Annotated in this window: 16 protein-coding genes and 1 pseudogene; 1 reads left to right on the top strand and 16 read right to left on the bottom strand. The window is 32.8% G+C overall.

Annotated features, from left to right (window positions below; all coding sequences use genetic code 11):
* Window positions 1–726: 726 nt before the first annotated feature.
* Window positions 727–1,239, top strand: a complete 513-nt coding sequence (locus MKY70_RS04910) for a hypothetical protein (RefSeq protein ID WP_341023501.1) — start codon at window positions 727–729, stop codon at window positions 1,237–1,239.
* A 37-nt stretch (window positions 1,240–1,276) separates the two neighbouring features.
* Here MKY70_RS04910 and MKY70_RS04905 read toward each other — a convergent pair whose 3' ends face one another.
* From MKY70_RS04905 to MKY70_RS04830, 16 genes and pseudogenes are all read right to left on the bottom strand, one after another.
* Window positions 1,277–2,068, bottom strand: coding sequence for a toll/interleukin-1 receptor domain-containing protein (locus tag MKY70_RS04905; RefSeq protein WP_341023500.1), 792 nt, complete (start codon window positions 2,066–2,068; stop codon window positions 1,277–1,279).
* A 9-nt stretch (window positions 2,069–2,077) separates the two neighbouring features.
* Window positions 2,078–2,713, bottom strand: a complete 636-nt coding sequence (locus tag MKY70_RS04900) for a hypothetical protein (protein ID WP_341023499.1) — start codon at window positions 2,711–2,713, stop codon at window positions 2,078–2,080.
* A 5-nt stretch (window positions 2,714–2,718) separates the two neighbouring features.
* Entirely contained in the window at window positions 2,719–3,918 is a 1,200-nt protein-coding gene (locus MKY70_RS04895) for a hypothetical protein (protein ID WP_341023498.1), read from the bottom strand.
* Between the two features lie 221 nt (window positions 3,919–4,139).
* A pseudogene (locus tag MKY70_RS30760) lies at window positions 4,140–4,469 on the bottom strand (recombinase family protein); the annotation flags it as partial.
* A gap of 538 nt (window positions 4,470–5,007) precedes the next feature.
* Window positions 5,008–5,847, bottom strand: coding sequence for a toll/interleukin-1 receptor domain-containing protein (locus MKY70_RS04885; RefSeq protein ID WP_341023497.1), 840 nt, complete (start codon window positions 5,845–5,847; stop codon window positions 5,008–5,010).
* 96 nt (window positions 5,848–5,943) lie between these two features.
* The gene (locus MKY70_RS04880; protein ID WP_341023496.1) at window positions 5,944–6,783 is read right to left on the bottom strand and encodes a toll/interleukin-1 receptor domain-containing protein; all 840 of its coding nucleotides are present in this window, start codon (window positions 6,781–6,783) and stop codon (window positions 5,944–5,946) included.
* 573 nt (window positions 6,784–7,356) lie between these two features.
* Entirely contained in the window at window positions 7,357–8,160 is an 804-nt protein-coding gene (locus MKY70_RS04875) for a toll/interleukin-1 receptor domain-containing protein (RefSeq protein WP_341023495.1), read from the bottom strand.
* A 1,043-nt stretch (window positions 8,161–9,203) separates the two neighbouring features.
* On the bottom strand, window positions 9,204–11,648 hold the full coding sequence (locus MKY70_RS04870; protein WP_341026356.1) for a restriction endonuclease-like protein: 2,445 nt from the start codon (window positions 11,646–11,648) through the stop codon (window positions 9,204–9,206).
* Complete coding sequence (locus MKY70_RS04865) at window positions 11,623–14,154, bottom strand: MrcB family domain-containing protein (protein WP_341023493.1); 2,532 nt, start codon at window positions 14,152–14,154, stop codon at window positions 11,623–11,625. The genes MKY70_RS04870 and MKY70_RS04865 overlap by 26 nt, the downstream gene beginning before the upstream one ends.
* Before the next feature lie 99 nt (window positions 14,155–14,253).
* Window positions 14,254–15,459, bottom strand: coding sequence for a TerD family protein (locus MKY70_RS04860; protein WP_341023491.1), 1,206 nt, complete (start codon window positions 15,457–15,459; stop codon window positions 14,254–14,256).
* A 79-nt stretch (window positions 15,460–15,538) separates the two neighbouring features.
* Complete coding sequence (locus MKY70_RS04855; RefSeq protein ID WP_341023489.1) at window positions 15,539–17,305, bottom strand: UvrD-helicase domain-containing protein; 1,767 nt, start codon at window positions 17,303–17,305, stop codon at window positions 15,539–15,541.
* A gap of 256 nt (window positions 17,306–17,561) precedes the next feature.
* Window positions 17,562–18,110, bottom strand: a complete 549-nt coding sequence (locus tag MKY70_RS04850; RefSeq protein WP_341023487.1) for a restriction endonuclease — start codon at window positions 18,108–18,110, stop codon at window positions 17,562–17,564.
* Between the two features lie 37 nt (window positions 18,111–18,147).
* Window positions 18,148–18,345, bottom strand: coding sequence for a hypothetical protein (locus MKY70_RS04845; RefSeq protein WP_341023486.1), 198 nt, complete (start codon window positions 18,343–18,345; stop codon window positions 18,148–18,150).
* Window positions 18,346–18,470: 125 nt separating this feature from the next.
* Entirely contained in the window at window positions 18,471–19,448 is a 978-nt protein-coding gene (locus MKY70_RS04840; RefSeq protein ID WP_341023484.1) for a tripartite tricarboxylate transporter substrate binding protein, read from the bottom strand.
* Window positions 19,445–20,122 carry a response regulator gene (locus tag MKY70_RS04835; protein WP_088032105.1) on the bottom strand — a complete coding sequence of 226 codons (678 nt, stop codon included), beginning with the start codon at window positions 20,120–20,122 and terminating at the stop codon, window positions 19,445–19,447. Before MKY70_RS04835 ends, MKY70_RS04840 begins: the two co-directional genes overlap by 4 nt.
* A 19-nt stretch (window positions 20,123–20,141) precedes the next feature.
* Complete coding sequence (locus tag MKY70_RS04830) at window positions 20,142–21,731, bottom strand: sensor histidine kinase (RefSeq protein ID WP_341023482.1); 1,590 nt, start codon at window positions 21,729–21,731, stop codon at window positions 20,142–20,144.
* Window positions 21,732–21,807 lie beyond the last annotated feature (76 nt).

Here is a 21,807-nt window from a genome sequence, read left to right as displayed (position 1 = left end):
TTGTATATATAATAAAGACTTGTATTTATGTTTTCTTGTCTAGAAAGCAAATAAATAGAAACATTACACATTATCTCATATAATGAGGTTATCCATCCGAAAATTGGTAAATAAAAGGCGAGGGAATATTTCGTGAGATATATTGATAAAAATTTAGCACATCCTTGTAACAAATCTATTTTAGAATCGTTCCAAAAATCTGCCTCCTATCAAAAAAACTTGCATTTTTCTTTTACATATAACTGAAAATAAAACAGCAGTTAGCGAGATAAGAAAATATATTCCAAATGCAGGTTTTAATATATACTTAGATATTTACGATGATGAATTACAGAGAGCTATCACAAATGGAAATAATGAAGCCATCACAAAATGTATTGAAAACGGAATAAACGCTTCAACCGATATGTTATTTGTAGTTTCAGAAAAAACAAAAAATATCAGTGGGTCCCTTATGAAATAAGTTCTGGTAAGAGGGCTGAAAATTCAGTCTCTACACATCTTTTAAAAGATGTTAGGGATATTCCATCTTATCTAAACATAGGAAATGTAATAAGTGGAATAAAGAGTCTGAATATCTATATAGCATCCTTACAAAAAAAAGAAAATGATACTATATTATTAGAAAAGTCAGCGATTCTCACAAATTACATACTAGAACATAGCACCCCTTCTCATTCATTAATCCATTATTTAGATTGGAAAAAATAAAAGGAGCTGAAAATTATGTCACTTAAAGATATAACTGTAAGTCTTAATTTACCAATTGGAAGTATAAAAGGTTCTTGGCAACCCAGTACAGCTGAACGAGATGCCTCTTGGGAAATGTATGTTGAATTAATTACTCGTATTACTACAAATGAGTTAAATGATGAGGAAGGAATTTTAAGAGAAGCACTTTCCTCATTTTATTCACTTTTTGACATTACCAGACAAATATTAAAAAAATATGGTCCCAATGTAGCTATATCTAAAACAGGGAATATTTCTTTTGGATATTTGGCAGTTTCTATTTTAAACTCAAGTTTACGTCCCCTTCTTGCTAAGTGGCATCCAATGTTACTCGAGTATGAAAATAAACGAAATGAATCTGTATCTATAGTTGAACATGAAAAACCTTGGGATAAACATGATGAATTAAGAAAAGAAATAGAATTTGTTCATCAGATCCTACTACAGTATGCTCATATTTTAGGACAAGTCGCTGGGGTTCCATCCTTAATAATCAAACCTCTATAAAGAAATAGAAAGCACTGCATGTTCAGTGCTTTCTATTTTATTTCCAATCAACAGTTCCTACTTTAATAGGTAATCCTCTTAAAATATACTTAAGAGCTTCCATATTATTTTTAGGCACTTTCCATAGGGATATTTGAAGTATATCTGGAACTACACCTTTTTTTCCTTCTTCATTTGTAAACTGAAGAGTAATAATACTAAATTTTTCTCCTTTATTCATTTTTTGCTTTTGAGCACAATCAATTTCAAAAGTTAAATAGCGTTCATCTTTAAACTCAGGTGTTATAAAAAAAATACATGCACATGATTCTTGTAGCCCTTTCAAAATCCCTCTATTAGGATCCATACCTGCTGGCATATCCTCATCATCTAGCCAAGGGTCAAAACCTAATTCTTTTAACACTTCATAAAATTTTTTAACAAATTCTTTGTTACTTCCCTTATGACTTAAAAATATCTTCTTAGGGAACGTCAGCTCGATTTGTTCCTTGGTCATTTGATATGTAACAATAGGAACCTCAGTTCTAAGTTCTACATCAAATTGAGGATCCACTTTTACTACACCTTTCATCCAATCACAATTGTAGAATAAATCTTGAAACGCCTCTTTCATTTTACTAAGATCTAGAAATAAGCTTTCGGCATTCCATTTAATCCAGTGAATATCCGATGTAAATGTTCTTACAATTGGTAGCAGTTCTTTTTGAGGTACATTCTGTTTATTAATAAAAAAATCTAGACAAAAGCCATCATCAGTATGTCCTTCCTCTAGGGGCATACAATGAATATGACTTGTATTATTGACTATAGTAATGGATATTTTTCTCATAATCCCCCCCTACTTTGAATCATTCAATAAGTGAGATAAAAATAAAACAAATTCTATTTTCTCTTCATTTGAAGTATTTCTATTGAACTCCACTTGATTCCCATCTCTAATTGTAATAACCGATTGATCAAATAATTGAAATTTGATTTGTTTGATTTCTAATTCTTCATTTTGCATTATTTCATCAAACTCTGATGAAAATTGGATACTACTTCCATATAAAATATAACTATCCAAGTAGTTAAAGTAATTATCCTTAGAAATCTTTATTTCCATAATATTATTTGTAACAGATGTTAATATTTTTTGTATATACAATTTTCTTGTTAGATTTATTTTCGAAAGTATTCTATATAAATCAGTCTTAGAACTTATCCATTGATTATTCTCTTCCTCACTATGAGAGAATACACAAAAAATATTCTTACCTATAATTAACTGCTCTTGTTGATTCATATAAATTAACAAATGATATGGGTTGCTCGTAGATGTATGCTCCCTTTCCATATAGTTAATTTTAGAAATAAACTCATCTTTTTTAAATTGAGTTAAATCATAATTTGTTTTGAATAAAGAAAAGAAATCACTAAAATCTTCATAATAGTATACTCGACATTTGTTTAAATTATTATTTAGTATATTCACATAAATCATAATCCTAATAATTTTTTTATTTTATCTTCATTTCTTAAAGTTGTACTTGAGTTATGTTCAACAAATATAGTTTTTAATTCTTCATAAGCCTTATTAATTACTCGCTTTAAGTTGAAATTGTTATTATGTATATATATTCTTATATAATTATTCGCTTTATTATCTATACCAGCTATAAGGATATGCTTTCTTTCTCTTTCTTCATCTATTTTTTCATTATAGACTAAGCTAAGTTCAACTTTAAGTATTATTCTATTCTGTAGAATATGATTCTTAATATCCTCTTTTTGTAGCAAGTCCCCCCCACCAAATCCTTGCCTCTCAATTTTAGCCTTTAGATCTTCTTTTTTAGAATCCTCATGATCAAAAGTAATATCTATACATTCTAAATCATCAAAATTAAATTTAGTACCATTCATTTCCAGCATTAAGTCTAGCAATTTAATAGTGTTTGGGCTGATATTTTCATAAAGGACTGCCGTATGACCATCATCTTCAAGAGTGAAGGTTAATTTTTGAGACATTTTTGGTGGAAATAACTTAAATTTATCATTTTCAAAAAATATTGACAGTAGCAATTTAATTACTGTTTGTATCTCTCTATACTTTTTAGAGTTAGAAGTTTGAAAGAAAATAATCTTTTTCGAAAAATTTATCTCAACTAACGCTTTTGATTCATCGACAAATCTTGTACTAAACATACTGCGTTTATCATAAGCATATCTTTCATTAAGTCTCGTTACTAATAATTTACACAATCCATTCCTAAAACTTATTATTTCTACATTACTATTTATTCCATTTTCTTGAGACTTAATTTTATTCCAATTATCTACTGTACCCTGAACACACGATCTTGTTATATTTAATTTTTCGTCTAAAAAAGAAAGAAAAAAGCCATCAGATACATCCAATTCTGGATTAAATGCTTTTTCTCTAATATCCTCATATATTTCTCTTTGCAGTAACCCCTGTTCAAATTGTTGAATTAATAATTCTATTAAATCTCCAACCTTTTTTATATTCTTACCAATTTGATATTCATTTTGAGACAGAACATCTATAATTTGTAATTGATTTAAAACCTTAAGAGCATGTCTAAGGGTTACTATTTCTTGTTTACTAGGTATTTGTAATCTTTCAATTCCTTCACCTTGACCACTTTCAATTTTCATTACAGTTTCTTGTCTTATCACGTAAAATCCCCCTTGTCCGATCTTTCAGCTATTATTTCCATATTACCAGTTAATTACAAACATTGTCGATAATTAATATAATTTCTGTCCTCAAGCACAGTGATAAGATTTTAGAAAAGAGTGCAGTAACAGCACACCTCTTATACAAATACCAAATTGAATCAATTCATATGGTGATATGCCTCCCTTTTTCTTCCTACAATACTTTACCCTGTATATAATTATTTCACTCCAGCTTCCTGCTCCCGTACTGCCCTATAAAGAGTATCCTTGCTTACTTTAGTTATTTTTCCATTTTTTAATAGCCAGATTATTAATTGTCCTATTACGGCATAATTCAAGGGCATACTGTAAACCTCTGTTATTCTTTATATACTTCTTAGGTCTTCCCTCTTATTTTCACCCATGTTCAAGACAATAAGAGAAACACCCTTGCTGTTTAAGTATTCATTGATGTTTAAAGCATCTTTTGTACTTCTAGCAAACTTATCTAACTTCGTAGCTTATAGTATCACCTTTTGTACTTTCTCAAGGACCAGGTTGACCTGCTGATGGCAACGTAAGGAATCTTTGGAAATGTATATTAAATTAGTAACTCTTATTTCAGTAAAGGTATCAAAAGAAGAGGATGAAGTTTCAAGGGAATCCTTAACATCGCTACACACTCTCTTTAAAACTATACGTAAAATATTAAAAAAGTATGGGCCTGAAATAGCTATACCAACCAGAAAACGTATATCATTCTGATATTTAGCAATATCTACCTTAAATACCCCCTTACACCTTTACTAGTAAAATGACATCCATTCAAAAATAAACATATCGAGTCTATTGCGATTGCAGAACATGAAAAAATCTGGGAGAAATTCAAGGAATTAAAAAGGACATTAGAAAAATCTTAAATCTCAGCAAATTTCAGTTATTCCTCCATTGATCCTTGAATATTTTGAGGATTAATTCTACTAAAAGCATTTATTATAAATAAAAAGAAGCCAGTATCCTAGAATTAGCTTCTTTTTATCAATTTAATTCATTTACAAATACCTATATCAACTGCAACACACAGGTTTTAAGCAGAGCTTGTTTAGTTTATGTATATTGTAAAGAAATTACCCTTCTTTCCTCATGCCATTCAATCCATTCATCCCATGCACTCTGCCCCTTATCTCCAAATTCAGTCCATTGTCCTGGGTAACTATCACTCGGCAAAGAATACTTTGCTTTTATAGAGTCTATTACATCATCTCGTTCGGAGTCAAAATATACATATTCTTCTAAATGCTCAATATCTTTAAGTTTTTTTCCTTCTACTCTAAATATTTCGTCTAGTTTAACGATATGTGTGGGTTTTGTCCGATATGAATATAGTGAAAACATCCCATTCTCACCATCCACTTTCAGATAATCAATGCCACTCAAATCTTCATAAAATTTTATTTGTGCTTTCTTCGGTTTAAAATACTCCTCTATCTTGTTATGAAAATCCTTTTGTATTAAACAGGTTTCTCCACTTGTCCTTCTATCATCCTGTTCATCGACCTCAAGTGCATTTAGCAATTTAATAAATGCTTCTTCAAATTTCTTTTTCGTTGTAAAATCTGCATAAAACTTTCCACTTAGAAATCCAGGAATTTCGCATTTTTTGTATAACAAAGGAAGTACTTTAACCTTTCTCCCCTGTATCTCACCATTCATTGCCATATCTACTTCCCTATTAACCCAATCTGATTTAATTGAATTTTGGGATAAGATGACTCCCAGATATTCCATTTCATTAATACCCGTTTCTATTTTTTTAATCAGAGATTCGCCTACTTTAATCTCCGCTTCATCTACCCAAACCTTCACCCCATAACTTTCCAAGCGATTTGCTAACCTACGGACAAATTCTTTGTCCTTACTATTATGACTAAGAAATATACTTGACATTATACCTCGTCCCCCAAAGATTAATCTTGTTAACATTACATTACGATACTAAATTATCTCCTATAATACTCACTTTCCCTTGTGGAAACAATGGCTTCATTTTATGCTGTCCATATACCTTTTTAGTGTAGGAATTATCTCTTTAGCTATTATTTCTAAATCTTCATTTGTACGTTTTAAATACTTAATATCATCAAATAAAAAATCTATTTCTTCTATATCAACATCTTGATGAACTACAGCAATAGTTAATATATCCCTTTTTGAAGCATATCTATTTGCAAATTTAGTTAACTCTAAATCACACCAATTAGAATTAATAAAATCATTTGTAATCCAAAAAATAACTCCTGCCGACTGTTTAATTCCTTTTTGAATTGCCTTGACAATCGATTCACCATAATCAATATTTACTTTATCAAACCACACAGGTAATCCAGCCCCATTGATGTAAGGAATCAAATCTTCAACTTCACTCTTATTTTTAGAAGAGTGACTTAAGAAAATAGGCATTTGATTTCCAAGTGGTTTATCTATAATATAACCTAACTTCTCTATTTCACTTTTCTCACTAAACTGGAATAGAAATCCACTTTCCATTGCCCTTTCTACATCACAATCCCTAACTAAAGTTTGACTATTAAACCTTCTATTACCTATCTCTTGTTGTAATTCATGAAATGTAATATCTGGACGATAACGTAAACCTTCTCCTAGCATCAACCTTTTCATAACATCAATATGGTCTTCCTTAGGGTTATCGTAACTTAATACAATATAAAATTCTAAATTATATGGAATTGAATTGGTCAACAAATTCACCATCTGAAGAGATGTCGCATCTTGTTCACTTAACAACTCTTTCAAAGCTGGGATTAATGGTTTTCTTATACCATAATCACATTCCCAAACATAATCTTTGTCTAATTTCTTCATATTCTTCACCCCAATTTTATATAAATTACAGAATTAGTTATTAGCAAATATATTATCAAGTAATTCCGATCTTAGCTTATTATCCTTACAACCACCTGCTACATCAAAATATCTATCATACCTGTTTATTTTATACGCATAAATTAAATTCGAACGGTCATCAGTACCTATAATATAGACTTTTACACATTTACTTGCTAAAATATCCCCTAAGTTTCAGCATTATCATTTGGTGAAGTAATAGCAATTCTCTCCTTTTGGAAATATATTCTTGGCTCAGCATTCTTACCATCAATTCTTGGACGAATCTCAATGTCAACTGATGTAGAAATAATTTTTAGTCTTTCTTCATTATGTCCAGTGTAAATTTCGGATCTAACTTCTTTAATAAGTAAATTAGTGAACAATTATAGAGTCGGATTCACTATGATAACTCTTTAAGCACTCAATCAAAATATACTGAATCCCCTTTATCTCGCATATTTAGTAAAATTAACAAGTAATAAGTCGCCCATTAAATATGAGGACGACTTATTCTTGACTGGCCATATTAGAAATCTAAATTTGTATTATTTATAATAAAGGTTTCCCTAATTTTAATGGTAACGCCTTAATAATCTCTCTTAAAGCCTCTAAATCATTTTTAGGCTCTTTCCAAACATATGATTCTAAGAGCTCTGGAACATTACCTTTTCGCCCATTTGCCTCAAATACTAGGGTAATTATTGAAAATTGCCCCTTTTTCTTTCTCTTTTCTGCTATTGCATAATTTACCTCGGTTCCTAAATAATCTTCATCAACAAAATTAGGCGTGACAAAAAATATAGCAGCACACGATTCATTAAACCCTTGTTTAATACCCCTTTCTAATTCTACTCCGGCATGCATCGCATCCTCATCTAACCATGGATCAAAACCTAGTAATTCTAACGTATTTTTATAATTTCGTACTATCTCTTTATCAATACCTTTGTGACTTAAGAATATTTTCATACCAACAACCCCCATAACTACCTCATGCCGCTTTAATAAATTTTCTAATTCCGATGACAAATTTTCTCCATTCATTTTTAGAATTACAACTGAATCTCTAGGCACAAGCTGAAAATCATTTCGAATCTTTTCTCTCACTTTTTCTATATTTTCATAATTTAACTCTTCAACGCCTAAAGTTATCGGTGTAAAATCTACAACCGATGAAGAAACTAACCCCTTAGTTCCGTTATCTTTAAATATAACAATTATGTGATTTTTATGTTGTCCATTGATAATGTTGTATCCAGATAAAATAGGCCAGTTATGTATATAATTTGGATATTTGGCACGAATAATTCCCTCGTACTTCTCTTGAATAATCTCACTTGCTGTTTTAGACAACTCTCCAACCTCCTTCAAATTCTATACATCTAATTAATATAAATTTTACCATATAAGAACAAGATTTTAATACTTATTTACTTTAACAATTTAACTATTCGTTACTCTGATATATTTTTCTCAATAAATAAAAGGTAGTTATACCAAGAAATTTGTTTGTTTTGTAAAATTATATTATTCAGTATATAAAAAGGGGAAGAATTTTGGATTTCCAAAGTAGCATAGGCAATCTTGTCACTAGTGTAATTTATACTCTACTCGATATTATTGTAGCATGTGCATTTAAAATACGTCCTAGAAGGGACAAAGTAGCTGCCACCACAATAAATCCCATTACAAACATTCAAATTATTAATCCTACCCTAGTAATAATGCAAATGCCAAGTAAAATAATAAATAGTAACACATCAAGCGAATGAATTCCTCTTCCTATAATAGCTGCTATTATTTTAGTTTACTTATATCTAGTTTATAAAACTCAAATAATAGTATTTGATCATGTAACATTTTCTTTCGGTATTATCATATCAGCTTTAATTATTTATGGAGTACAAAATACAATACCAATAACTATCCTAGCCTGATAGAAAACTGTTTTTCAAGTGCAAAACCATTAAAAAACCGGTCAAGATTTTGGTCAAGAATTTTCATTTTCCTACGTTACAGGATTAGCATAAGAAAATATAGGATACCGTTCAAATCATTGATACAACTACCTTTCCGCTCGATATTCCTGAAACATAAAATATATGCTTCTTATCTTGACAGGATGGAGGTCATCATTGAAACTTTCATATCCACTTTATTTACAAATAAAAAGAAGAGCATATACCTAATATGCTCTTCTTCCCATAGCTAACAATACACTTTATCCAACTAATATTTATCTAATATATTTTACAATTGCATCTATAATTTAATAGCATCAACTATTGAACATCCATCATTTTTAACCATTTCTATACTTCGCTTAAGCTCACTTGTTCCATGCAAAAATAAATTTAGTCTCTTATCCATTACTTAATCCCCTTTGTATCTATACACTATTCACCCGCACTTAATACTTCTAGTACTACCTTAAACAACACCGATCCTCTCCCAACAACCAACTCCAAATCAACCTCTTTAACTCGCCCATCTCTCCCCACCATAACAACCCCATTCTCATAATCAACCCAAATCTGAACATCCTGCACATAATAACTCTTAACAGCCGAAGCCTCATCTAAATTACGGTGATCCAGCTCAACCTTAACTTGCTTCGTAAAACGGCGCAGCGTTTTCCAAAGAATTCGTTCTTCTTTTGATTTCATAAATAGTTCTGGGAGTTCTTGTACTTCTTTTAATAACGACATAGTTGTTATTGTGTATGTTTGGATGCCATATCCTACTGGGCGGATGAGGTGGTCTAGTTTTTTCCATGGTTCTAGTTCGAAATGTACATAATCATCGTTTTGTTGCATTTGAATATGCTTGATTTTGGCGACGTATTCAATTCCGCCTTTTTCTCCGTGCCATTTTTTCGGTGCATATAATGCTATGTACTTTGCTTCTTGCCATCCTGGTTTTAGCTGTTTGATTGGTAATTGATATACGCCATTCTTTCGATACGTTTCATAGTCGTTTTCAGTTTTCACGCTGCCCACTAATACTTTTTCTTCTAGCGAAGAGTGCCATTCTTCTTTTGTTCCTCTTGGAAGAATGCCTTCTCTTATAATTTCTTCAGGGCTCTTTTCAATAAGGTGATCTAAAAATTGTTCGACTAGTCTTGTTGCGTTTGGTAAGAACGGGAATCCACCGATATTTACTTTTTCGATACTTTTATAAAATGGATGGTTTTCGTACGCTTCCTCTTGGTTCCATGGGAATAATACGTACGCTCCGTAAGCTGTCCGCTCAAAAGGTCCCTCTTGTTCCACTACTAATGCATCTCTGTAACGGTGCATTGTATTAATGTCTTCTTCCATTGGACCAGGGGTGCCATACTTCCTTTTGTAATGAGCCTTTTCAGCAAAATCAATTCGGTATTTCGCATCAAAAATGTACTGATATTGATAGTTCTTTCCCTTTTTCTCTATAGCGAGCATCGTATCTGGCTTTTGTGTAACTGTTGGCAGTCTACCGTTTCTTTTTTGGAAATAAAGCTCTATTACTTCATCAGTAACTGGATGCTTGAAGGCTCTTTTTGCAGTTTTACTTTCATCAAGCGTTACGTATAAACCATCTTGTTTAACTTGAATAACGTCTTGATGGAGCGGTATATATTTTTTAGATAGAATTTGTCCAAGTTTTAAATACGTCCAGTATTCGTATAACCTTGCGACATCTTTTACCGACATTTTGAAAATTTGTCCTCGTAATGTTAAACCAAGCGATAGCATTAAGAAAATTTGATACGCATCTCTATAGCCAGCCGCCATTTGGATAACGAGTGAAAAAACTGATCGATCTAATTTTCCGATTGCTCTCCAAAATGGATCGTTCAATTCATTTTTCATTCGATACTTCATATTTTTTACACGTTCCAGCAAATCTTCATCAGTTTCACCACGTGTATATCTAGACTTTTTCTCTAGCACCTTAAGTAAATCATCTATTTTATGTACGACTCTTTGAATCATCCATTTAACAAATCGATTTTCCAGCGTATCATATGACACTTCCTTATAAGCTGTAATCCCTTTAGTCGGTATACTAGTTTCTCCTTGCAGTAAGTGTGGTCGCTTTCGCAAATAGTTCATTCCGACAGAATCCAATTTACGAATTTTTTCTCCTCTTACAAGTTGATGCCTAGTCATAAGCGTATGATGCGGTTGTCTTTTAATATGAGAGATCGACTTCATAAATCGCTCAAAGGAATCATTTAAAATACGATAAAATTCACTCTTCGATGGATTTGTAGCGTAAATTGCGGATGCTCCTAAGTAAGTTCTCTTTAGTAAATGAAATGCTAAATTATAAATTTCATCATTTACTTCATCTAATAAGGCTCTATAATCATCCTTATAATCAAGTTTTGCCGGGAAAACTTCAAATGTAACAGTTAATAAAGTATCTTGCTCGTTTTTAATTTCAAACGTTGTATTTCCTACTTCATTTGGAAACGAAAGATTCCCCATTAACACATGAAGTGACCCCATTTGAATAGAACTAACTTGTTTTCGAAAACCCGGATGTTCATGATAAAAGGAAAGCTGTTGGTTCTTTTTCGGAACAACAACAAGCTGATAACTTCTATTTTCAAAAAAGATTGGCGGGTGTTCGTTCCATTCGTCTAACCTCTGCAATCTCGCATCAAATACAGAAACGGACTCCGCCTTCCCATCTACATGAAAATACATCATCTCATCCGCGTTCATAGCGTGATATTCTTTTAAACTCTCGTATTTTTCATGATAAGGATTTCCCTTAATCGTCAATGATAGCTCCTCTGTTTCAATCTTAACTAGCTCTATCTCATTATTAGATCCAGAAAGAGGTGAAACCATCATACTCGAACCTCCTTAACATATGAGACAGCTTGTTAGCAGAACGAGGATACTTAGCATATGAAGCGTCATTATTGCTACTATCATATTCTTCATTTGCACATAATACATACAACTGCTTTAATACCTCTTCTGTTCTTCCATCACTCCCTGCAAGACGCGGTAAAATCTTTTGATATATTTGATAATCAAGCGCTTCATCAAACGATAATAACTTTCCTTGTTCGTTATATGCCATATAGAAACAAATTTCATCTCGTATACGATACCCAACTTGAGCTCCAACTGATTCAAGTATTTTATTTATTTCTATTAAAATAGTTGAGATATTTCTCACAAGATCCTCATTTTCTTTAAAACATTCTTTTAAATGAAGATACTCGGTTTCTAAAGAACGGTTTGAAGCAACTTCAGCTTCCTCCTCTTCCATATCCATTAAGAAATTAAAATAATCTAAGTTAACAGTATTAAACTCAATTGTATTCGCACGATCCAATACTTTCTTACTTAATGGATGTGTCGTTTCATCCATATTTACCGTTCCGATAATATATACATTTGATGGGATCGTAATGTGCTTATTTGTAATTGATTCTGGAAGCACTGGTGACGTAACAATTTTTCCATCTTTCCATTTACGACTCTCAATTACACTTAAGAAATCACTAAAGTAGTATTCCACTCGAGCTAAATTCATTTCATCCAACACTACAAAATAAGGTCTGTTTGGATTTGAATCTGCAGCTTCAAGCACCTTAATTAACGGTCTTTCTTGAAACTCCCCTTGAAGGTTCACATAACCAAGTAAATCAGAGCTATCACTCCAATCAGGTCGAACCGGAATAAGCGTAAATTGTCCATTCTCTTCCGTAGCCCCTAAACTCTCTGCAAACCACTGCACAATTTTCGTTTTTCCTGTACCTGAAATACCTGATAAAATCACAAACGGCTTTGTTTTTAATGAAAGGAAGAAATTAATAAGATCCTTTTTCTCATAATAGAAACCTTTACTTTGAATATAAGAAGACACATGATCGATAATGGATTGCTGATCTAAATACACTTCTTTCCTCTCATAAATCATTTCATATTTCGTTCCTTTCTCTTTATAAGCCATGAATCCCTCATAATAGCAAAGCATTTCTTCTAGATCCTCTACTAACTCTTTTTCACTTGGCATTTTATTAGCATCATACGCAATATAAGCCGCTGTTGAATTCGCATATCCTTTTGCTTTTGAACTTGTTCCTAGGAAAATCTCATCATCTTTTTTCACCTTTTGGGACATATGTATTTGTTCACGAATCTCTTCTTTAATTTTTTGCATCTCTTCTTTAGTCGTTTCTGTTACACCTTGTCCAATGGTCAAATACAATCGTTGCATATCTTCACTAAATAAATAGACGATATAATACCCTCTCTGTGTCGATGTTGTAATATCTCTATGCATTAGCGCAATCCATGGAACTGTTGCCCAATTCCCTTTCCCAACCGACCCTATCACACTGTACTGCTTCTCATTTATAAATGGTAAACGAATGATCTCTGTTGCTATATCATTTCGGACTGTTAATCCTAATTTATGTCCTGCAAATTTTTCTGTTTTTGCATCCAAATATTCTTTCATTATCTTTAAAAAGCCTTCACGTAAACTACTACTCATATTACCGCCCTTTTCTTCACTCTTTTTCATGTATTGTTCGGATGGAATCCATTCAGCATTAATTATTTCCAATTTCTCAGACCACATCAAGAGATTATGCGTACGTTCTTTTGCTAATGATTCTAGCATTAAATTATCCCCTCTAGAGTTCCGGACAATCGTCATCGCTAAATGTACTAAAGCTTCTTTCTTTTCCCTTCTCGAATACGCTCTTAAAAGATTAAGTACAAACATAACAATGTGAAAGTATTCCTGCTTTAAAACTAACTTTCGAATAACATCATTCTTGCTTTTCGCCTCAATATATTCAGTTAATAAAGACGTATTAATATTATGATTATCCTTTAAAAATCCCAGTAATCTTAAATCTTGTCTTCCTTTAGATTTAACCCTATACAAATTACCATTGGTTTGATCACTTAAATTTTTCGGATCGTATGTATTGTTTATTACCTCTTCCAAAAATCCAACAACTTTATGATACTGCTCACATGGCAAATTATCAGTTTGGAACTCTCTAAATGTAATAGCCCCTGATTCCGTTACATTCACAAATGGAAGCTGTGCAAAGAAAACTATCAAGAAATCATTACATTCACTTGCTTGTCCAAAATCCTCACTTTTTATCGTACGCATAGCGATAAACTTTTCCCAAATATTTTTAAGAAGTTCAAAGTTCACTTTAAAATAAGACGCTTTTTCTTCATATTGTCCACGTGAAATTTTCATTTCAACGTCTAATCCTTCATCATCCTTGTTTATAATTAAATAAATTTTATCACCATTTATATCTTCAACCTGCTTCATTGATTTAGCCAATTCAATTATGAGTTGCTCTAACATTTTCATCCCCACCGTTACAATTAATTACAATTACTACTATTTTACCAAACTATGTATAAAAGAAAAATCATACAATATGATGTATGATTTTATACTCTATTATTTAAAATACTTCTGATAATCCTCTTCATTTTTAAATTCAATCGGTCCGACATCCATTTGAAACTTCCCGTTCTCGTACAAGAGTGGTGAAGCCTCTGAATGGTCTTTTGAGTAGCTTTCTACATGTGAAATTTTCATCTCATTTGAATTAGTGAAATCAATATGAGCAATGCACACCCAATAAGCATGGTCATTTATTTCTAATAACGGTGCTGTTACAACGCTTCCCATATGATTATCGACAACAGCTTTAGCCTTCATAGAATAGAAACTACCTATTCCATTTCCGACAGCACTATATGTAGCAAATAAAACATATTTTAAAGCTTCTGGTCGGTAAATACGAATTATTTCTTTTCCTGGCTCTTGTGAATCACCGTCCAACACAATATACGGCGACACTTTAGACGAACCTAGATTTTTATAATAAATCTTTCCTATCTCTCCATTAGTCGTTACGTAAAAACAATATAAGTCTAAATCTTTATTTGTTTCCCACTCTAAAGTAGCTGTTACCATTTTAGATTTTTGTATATTTATAGATTGTTTTTTCTTCAATTCAATCTTCACTACATTAATAGTTTTTTGTACTGGAGGTGGAGTAGGAACTATTTTCTTCTCTACAGGAGGAGCAGTTTGTTTTTCATCATCTGCGATTTCTATCCCAAAATTTTTACACAATGCAGCTAACCCACCAAAATAGCCAGCTCCAATAGGATTGAACTTCCATCCTCCCCCATGTCGATACAGTTCTCCAACAATAATGGCACTCTCATCTGTAAATGGATGTGTGATAGGAAAATGAATAATTTCTAATCCTGATTGTGCGTTGCTTATTTTTAATTGAATATGTGAAACATCTCGTAGCGCCTGTTTCTTCTCTTCGGCATTATGAATTGTAATCGAAAATACAATCTTTTGTACGTCATCTTTTATATGAGTAAAATCTATCGAAAATCTTTGTTTATTTCCATTTGTTTCATTTTGGTCCAATTGAACAGATTGACAACTAGAATAAGGTTGTCCATAGAAAACGAAATCCTCTTCTTTAGTAATTTCCCCATTAAAACCTACTAAAAAAGCTGATGCATCTACATCCATATTCATCGGGGCATTCCAAGTTAAATCTACCAGTAATCCTTTCATCTCTGGATGATTCTTTGTAACATCTATCTTTTGTCCCCTTACTAAAGTATGTATCATCATAATTCCCCCGTCCTACACCTTTAATGTTTTATCATTCAGTTCAATTATACTCCTCTTTAGATTTTCAAGGATACCCTCAAGATATTTCGTTCCTTAATACTTGTCCAAAGGAAGGTTTATCATAACTTCCAGCATGAATGTATAAATGCTCAGATGATCTTGTCATGCCTACATATAATAGCTTACGTAGTTTAATATCATTTTGTTCGAGCTGCATTCTCTCAAACTTGTCTACATCAACTAAAAATACAATTGGTGCCTCAAGACCTTTTGATGAATGATATGTCGTTATAATTAAATGTCCTTCAGTAATATTTTTTGTAACTTTTACTTTTTGACGTATCTCATAATTTAATTTCATCTGTATACTCTCACAATCTTTTCGCTCTCTACACAAAATTAATATATCTTCTGGCTTATAGCCCTTGCGCTTAATAAGTTCGTATACTCTATTACTAATATCTTCATATGATCCTTCAATAAAACTAACTCCATCTTTCATTTCATTCTCAAAAGATAGCTCACTCATTGGACAATAAAATTTATTTACCTCCTCTTCCAATTTCTTTTCTTGCTTCAAGAAATTAAGGGCTAAATCTATATGTTGACTACCGGCACGATATGATTTCTTTAGTAAAGAACTTCGTCCACGCATATCAATACCTAAGCTCTTCCAACTATGATCCGAGTTATTATAAATGCTCTGTAGTCTATCTCCTGCTAAAAATAAATTTATCCCAGTAACAGTTTCCTTTTGATTATTAACATACGTATGCTCTTTACAAGACTTCACACATAATCGAATCCAATCATCTAGAAAGTCTTGATATTCATCCACTAAAACGGCATCATATGACGATTGCGCTCGCTGTATAGCAATTTCGGGCAACTCTTCATTCCACCATTTCACATTAGATTTCTTTGGTACACATATACTCGCTGTATCTAGCGCAAATTTATGAAAAGTGCTAACATCTATATTTTCTAAACGTACATTCATAAAAGTAAGATCAGCTGCTAAGGAATTCAATTTGTTTTCAATTTTCGTTTGTAACGACTTATTATACGTTAATATTTTTATTTTCCATTCTGGATGTTCACGTACCAGATGAATCGCACGAGCTAGCAATAAAACTGTTTTTCCACTACCCGGAACCCCAGTTACCATATAGTGACCGTACGGTACACGCTTTGCGAAACGCTCTTGCTCTGCATCTAGTGCTGTAATTAATTCTTTTGTACTGATTTGATTATCGCTACAACTAACTTTAATTTCCGGGAATAATAGAGTTCGTATTGCAATAATTTCATCTTCTTCTACGAAACTAAATTCATTTTTGAATAATTGATTTATATTTACTTTACTTAACATGTCAGATGAAATATACTGCGCTGGTGGCTGATTAAATACTTGCTCTAATCCACTATCTTCAATCTTATTAGAATGAAGATATGGAAATATAACATTAGTATGTAATTTAAACTTTAATTCGTTCCTTTCACTTTTTAAAATATCTTGCAACCTAAATAACCTCTGTGCTGCAGTATGGTATAAGTTAGCTTTACAAAATGGATTATCTACCTGTTTTCCATCTGCTAAATCTACCTTTCTTCTATCCGCTCTACTAATATAAGAAAGTTCCCAATCTTTCACTTCAAAGATTGTTACACCTCTTTGTGAATCAATTAAAATAAAATCAGGTTCTAAATGTCTAATTCTTGGCTGAATATATAAATACGCTTCTCTTTGCACATCTTTATATAAAGACCGAACCTTTTCCAGTACTTTTCTCTCACCTGGAGTCAAGCTCGGCAAATCATTCGGTATAATATGTAAACCCACAAGAATCCCCTCTTTTTTCATATTATGCGTGTTTTTCATTTATATAAATCGAATATAAATATATATAAATAAATAAATAAGTTACAATAATAAAAATGATCAAAAGTTCTCTTTTACTATTAAAAATATTATTACACGCCATTCTCATTTTAAATTATATACTAAAATATAAGTTTTCTGGATTATTTTTCTATATCCAAAACAAAAAGACACTTTTCATAGTGCCTTTTTCATAAGTCTAGAACCTTTTATATCCCTAATTTCTCTTTTCTCTTTTCCCCTGATTAATTAGCTTAATAAGTTTCTCTCGATTAATTAATACAACCCGATTCACTTTAGCAAGTTTGTATGCAGCGGCTGTAAATTCACTATTTGTAACAACCCATGTTTCATTAGCTTTATAAAATTCTTTTGCACCAACAATCTCCTGAACAGATTTAATTCCAACGTTATTCTTATAGCGTTTTGCCTGTACAATAATTCTTTTATCATTTTTTCTCAAAATTAAATCTGCACCAAAATCGTTAGACGCTTTAGTAACCTCTGTTTTATAACCCAAAGCCTGAAATAGACTTCCTAAATATTTTTCAAACTGGTGTCCGCTCATTTTATCAATATCATAAATTCCTGATTGCCGAAATTCTCGTAGTTTTTTTACATTCACATACATATATAATAATATGATTGCTGCTGATAGCATTACTATCGGTACTAAAAATTCCGGTTTCCACAACACTCCGACAAACGTCATAACTAGTAAAGATCCCAATATTGATTCATCTTGCTTCTTCTTTCGCTTAGCCATCTTAACTCCTTTTCACTCATAAACCATAATAATTACTTTAATAACCTATATAAAATATCCCACCTAAAATAACTAATGCTATAGCACCTTTAATGATAGGTAGCATATCATCTGGTATATAAGATCTAATAATTACTAGCAAGGTACATACAACCAATATGACACCAAGGAGTATCCACCCGTCCCAAAGTACTTCTTTTAGTGATTCTGGTAACTCTACATTATTAACATCCATTTTAGTTCCCTTTCTATCTTAATTTATAGAATTATAATAACGCATTATTTTTATAAAAGGAAACATTTATATAAATGTATATACTAAGAATGATATCGATATTTTATAAATACAAAGCACTAAAATTACTTATCTCCTCTATCTCCACCAACCATCTCTCCATACTTCTCATCACTCTCCTCAAAAACCCCCCTACTCTCCCCACTCCCCTTATAAAAACTCTCCCAACCCCGCTCCCTCAAAATCCCCTTCCAACTATCACTCTCCACCATCCGCTTAATAATGCTATCCCAATAAGCAACCTCTTTCTCCGTCATATCTTTCGGCCCCATAATCCCTTTCCAGTGCTGGAAGACAACGTCGATTCCTTGTTCTTTCCACGTCGGGATTTCTGGTAATCTGTCTAGCCGTTTTTCTGAGGATACGGCTAGTATTTTTATTTTGCCGGCTTTGTATTGTTTTTCGGCTTCGGATAGGGTCATGGTTGCGGCGTTGATTTGTTTGTTCGTTAGGGCGTTTATGATTTTTTCTTTGTTTTCGTAGACGAAGAATTGTAGTTCGGCTGGGTTTATGCCGAATGCTTTGCTTACTTGTACGAAGGATAGGTGATCGTCGTTTCCTAGGCCTGGGGCAACGCCGATTTTGAAGTTTTTCTTGTCTTGTTTTAATTGTTCCATTAGTTCGTTTGCGTTTTCTATGTTTGATTCTTTTGAGACGACAACGACTTCCCAGTCCGATGCGAGTGTCGCGAGCGGAGTAAAGTCTTTATATGTTAGTTTACTGTGGCCTAGTAGGTTGTTCGTTATGAGTAAGCTTGAGTTGATCGCCAGTACGTGACCGCCTTTTTGTTTCGTATATTTCCATCCGACGTCACCGCTGCCACCTACTTTGTTTGTGACAGTGATTGGTTTTGTGAAGATTTTTTCTTCTGTCAGCGTTTTTTGCATCGCCCGTGCTGTTAAGTCCCACCCTGCTCCTTGAACGTTCGGCGCAACGATTTCTACTTTTTCTATGTTTACTGTATTCGTTTGAGATTTTTCTGAAGAACAACCAGCTATTACTCCTGTCATGATCCATATACATAGTAATAATCGTTTTTTCATAGTCCTCGTCCTATTCGATATTTTCGTTCTGGTCGTCCGATAATGCCGTATGTGTACTCTACTGTGCATTCGTTTGTCGCTACTAAATATTCTAAATATCTTCTTGCGGTTGTTCTGGAGGCCCCCATTTGTTCTCCCATCTCTTCTATTGTAATGCCCTCTTCGAATCCTTTTATAATCCCTTTTACCTTTTGCAGTGTTAGCGGATCTACACCTGTCGGTAAGTTTTTTACGTCTTGTGTTTGTGAAATGCCGAAAAAGTTATCGATAAGTGCTTGATTTACTTCATTGTTACTATGTAATAATTGCTTCTTTCTTTTATAGTCTTCAATGGTTCGAACAAATTTTTCTAACGTGACCGGTTTTATAAGGTAGTTGCTTACGCCGTTTCGAATTGCTTTTTCTAGCATATGGTTTTCATTTGCCGCTGTAACCATAATGACGTCAACGTTTGGAAAGTCAGCATGAATTTTCGGCAATAAGTCTGTACCAATTCCATCTGGTAAATAATTATCTAATAGAAGTAAATCGATTTCTTCCTTTTGTAGTAGTTCCATCGTTTCTTTTGCGTTCAATGCTTTTCCGATTACTTTTACGTCCTTTATTTTTGATAAAAACTCCTCTTGAATTTGCGCTACGCGGAAATCATCTTCTGCAATTGCAACCTTCAACATATGCCCATCCCCCTGTTTGTCATGTACTTTCTCTCAATGTTTTCGGAAGGTAAATTGTAAAAATAGCTCCCCCATTTTTCTCGTTTTGAATTTCAATTGTTCCTTCTAGTAGATCTACCATTTCTTTCACGTTTGCTAGTCCGTAACCACGATCATTTCCTTTCGTTGAAAACCCTTTTTGAAAAATTGTCGTGATTTTTTCAGCTGGTATCCCTGTTCCACTATCTATCACTTCAAATACAATGTCATGTCCAATATCCGTAACAAAGAAGGAAACACTCTTTCCCTCTCGTTCACTCACCGCATCAAATGCATTGTCGATTATGTTTCCAAGGATCGTAATAAGGTGCGAAACTTTTATATGGTCTGGTAACGGTTGAAGTGCACTATCTCCTTCAATATGAAAATTGATTTTCTTCTCAGACGCTGTTCCGAGTTTCCCTAATAAAATAGCTTGTACTTTCGCATCATGAATCTGATGAAATAAAATATGGTTTTGGCTTTGATGAACATTAGATTCTTGCTGTATAAATTCAATTGCTTCTTTGTAATGTCCTAACTGAAGTAATCCTGATAAGACGAACAGCTTATTTGTAAATTCATGCGTTTGAGCGCGTAAATCCTCGGAATACTTTCTTACCTCAGATATTGTATTCACTAAGTTTTGTAATTCTGTTTTATCTCTAAAACTACATACAACGCCTACCGTACTTTTATTTTCGAGTATTGGTGTCCTATTTAAAATAAACACTTTATCTTGAAACGCGATTTCTTGATCGTTTTCTAGCACTCTTTCCATATTAAAATCAGGTAAAACTTTTGAAATGTGCTGCTGCATATAGTCATCACTTACATGCAACATTTTTTCTGCCGACGTGTTCATCATTGTAATAAAACCATTTTGATCAATGGCGATAATCCCTTCTTTTATGGATAGTAGTATCGCACTTCGTTCCCGGTATAACGCTGCAATTTCATTCGGTTCTAAACCGAGTGTATCTTTACGAATACTACGCGCTAAAAGAATGCCGCCAACAATTCCAACTAGTAACACCGCTAAAGAAAAGAGTATGATTTCTTTCGTTCTACTCAGTATGTTAGATTCAATACCTTTTATTAAAAACTCTACTGTCACAACGCCTACTACTTGATCGTAGTCTCCGTTATGAACAATAATAGGCGCCTTCGCCATTAAAGCCGGGCCACTTGCACCATTTCCTTCGAGTGTATAATAGCCACCAAAAGTGAGTGCTTCATAGTTATATGGATTGTTACTCTTTGTACCAATCAACTCCGAATTAGAATGTGAATACATAACGCCATAACGATCTTCTATAATTACATAATCTGCACCAGCTTGCTCACGAACTTGTTCCGCAATGGATTGAATGGTACTTTTATGCTCGTTATATTGAAAAGCATCTTTTATAGCTGGCATAAAAGAAAGAGATTTAGCTGTTTGCAGTGCTAACTGCTCCACTTGCCGCTTCGTATCAACGGACTGAATGTAAACAAATATTCCTGCTAACAGAAGAACGACAAATAAAATTAATGTAATAATTAAGCTTACTATTTTCGTTTGTAATGACACTTTGCGTGATTTCTTCATACTCCATATCCTTTGATAAAATATTCAAAACTATCAATCTCCTTTTTCTATTATTATGACAAAACTGAAAATGAAT

Origin of the sequence: Bacillus sp. FSL R9-9492 (genome assembly GCF_038007365.1) — a bacterium.
Classification (GTDB): Bacteria; Bacillota; Bacilli; order Bacillales; family Bacillaceae_G; genus Bacillus_A; species Bacillus_A mycoides.
This window is presented reverse-complemented; position numbering and strand designations above follow the sequence as displayed.

Coding starts and splice junctions, on each gene's coding strand:
- MKY70_RS04865 (WP_341023493.1), bottom strand. CDS start 14,154: ATGTTAGAGCAACTCATAATTGAATTGGCTAAATCAATGAAGCAGGTT.
- MKY70_RS04905 (WP_341023500.1), bottom strand. CDS start 2,068: ATGAGAAAAATATCCATTACTATAGTCAATAATACAAGTCATATTCAT.
- MKY70_RS04850 (WP_341023487.1), bottom strand. CDS start 18,110: ATGGCTAAGCGAAAGAAGAAGCAAGATGAATCAATATTGGGATCTTTA.
- MKY70_RS04845 (WP_341023486.1), bottom strand. CDS start 18,345: ATGGATGTTAATAATGTAGAGTTACCAGAATCACTAAAAGAAGTACTT.
- MKY70_RS04835 (WP_088032105.1), bottom strand. CDS start 20,122: ATGTTGAAGGTTGCAATTGCAGAAGATGATTTCCGCGTAGCGCAAATT.
- MKY70_RS04860 (WP_341023491.1), bottom strand. CDS start 15,459: ATGATACATACTTTAGTAAGGGGACAAAAGATAGATGTTACAAAGAAT.
- MKY70_RS04880 (WP_341023496.1), bottom strand. CDS start 6,783: ATGAAGAAATTAGACAAAGATTATGTTTGGGAATGTGATTATGGTATA.
- MKY70_RS04870 (WP_341026356.1), bottom strand. CDS start 11,648: ATGGTTTCACCTCTTTCTGGATCTAATAATGAGATAGAGCTAGTTAAG.
- MKY70_RS04830 (WP_341023482.1), bottom strand. CDS start 21,731: ATGAAGAAATCACGCAAAGTGTCATTACAAACGAAAATAGTAAGCTTA.
- MKY70_RS04885 (WP_341023497.1), bottom strand. CDS start 5,847: ATGTCAAGTATATTTCTTAGTCATAATAGTAAGGACAAAGAATTTGTC.
- MKY70_RS04840 (WP_341023484.1), bottom strand. CDS start 19,448: ATGAAAAAACGATTATTACTATGTATATGGATCATGACAGGAGTAATA.
- MKY70_RS04910 (WP_341023501.1), top strand. CDS start 727: ATGTCACTTAAAGATATAACTGTAAGTCTTAATTTACCAATTGGAAGT.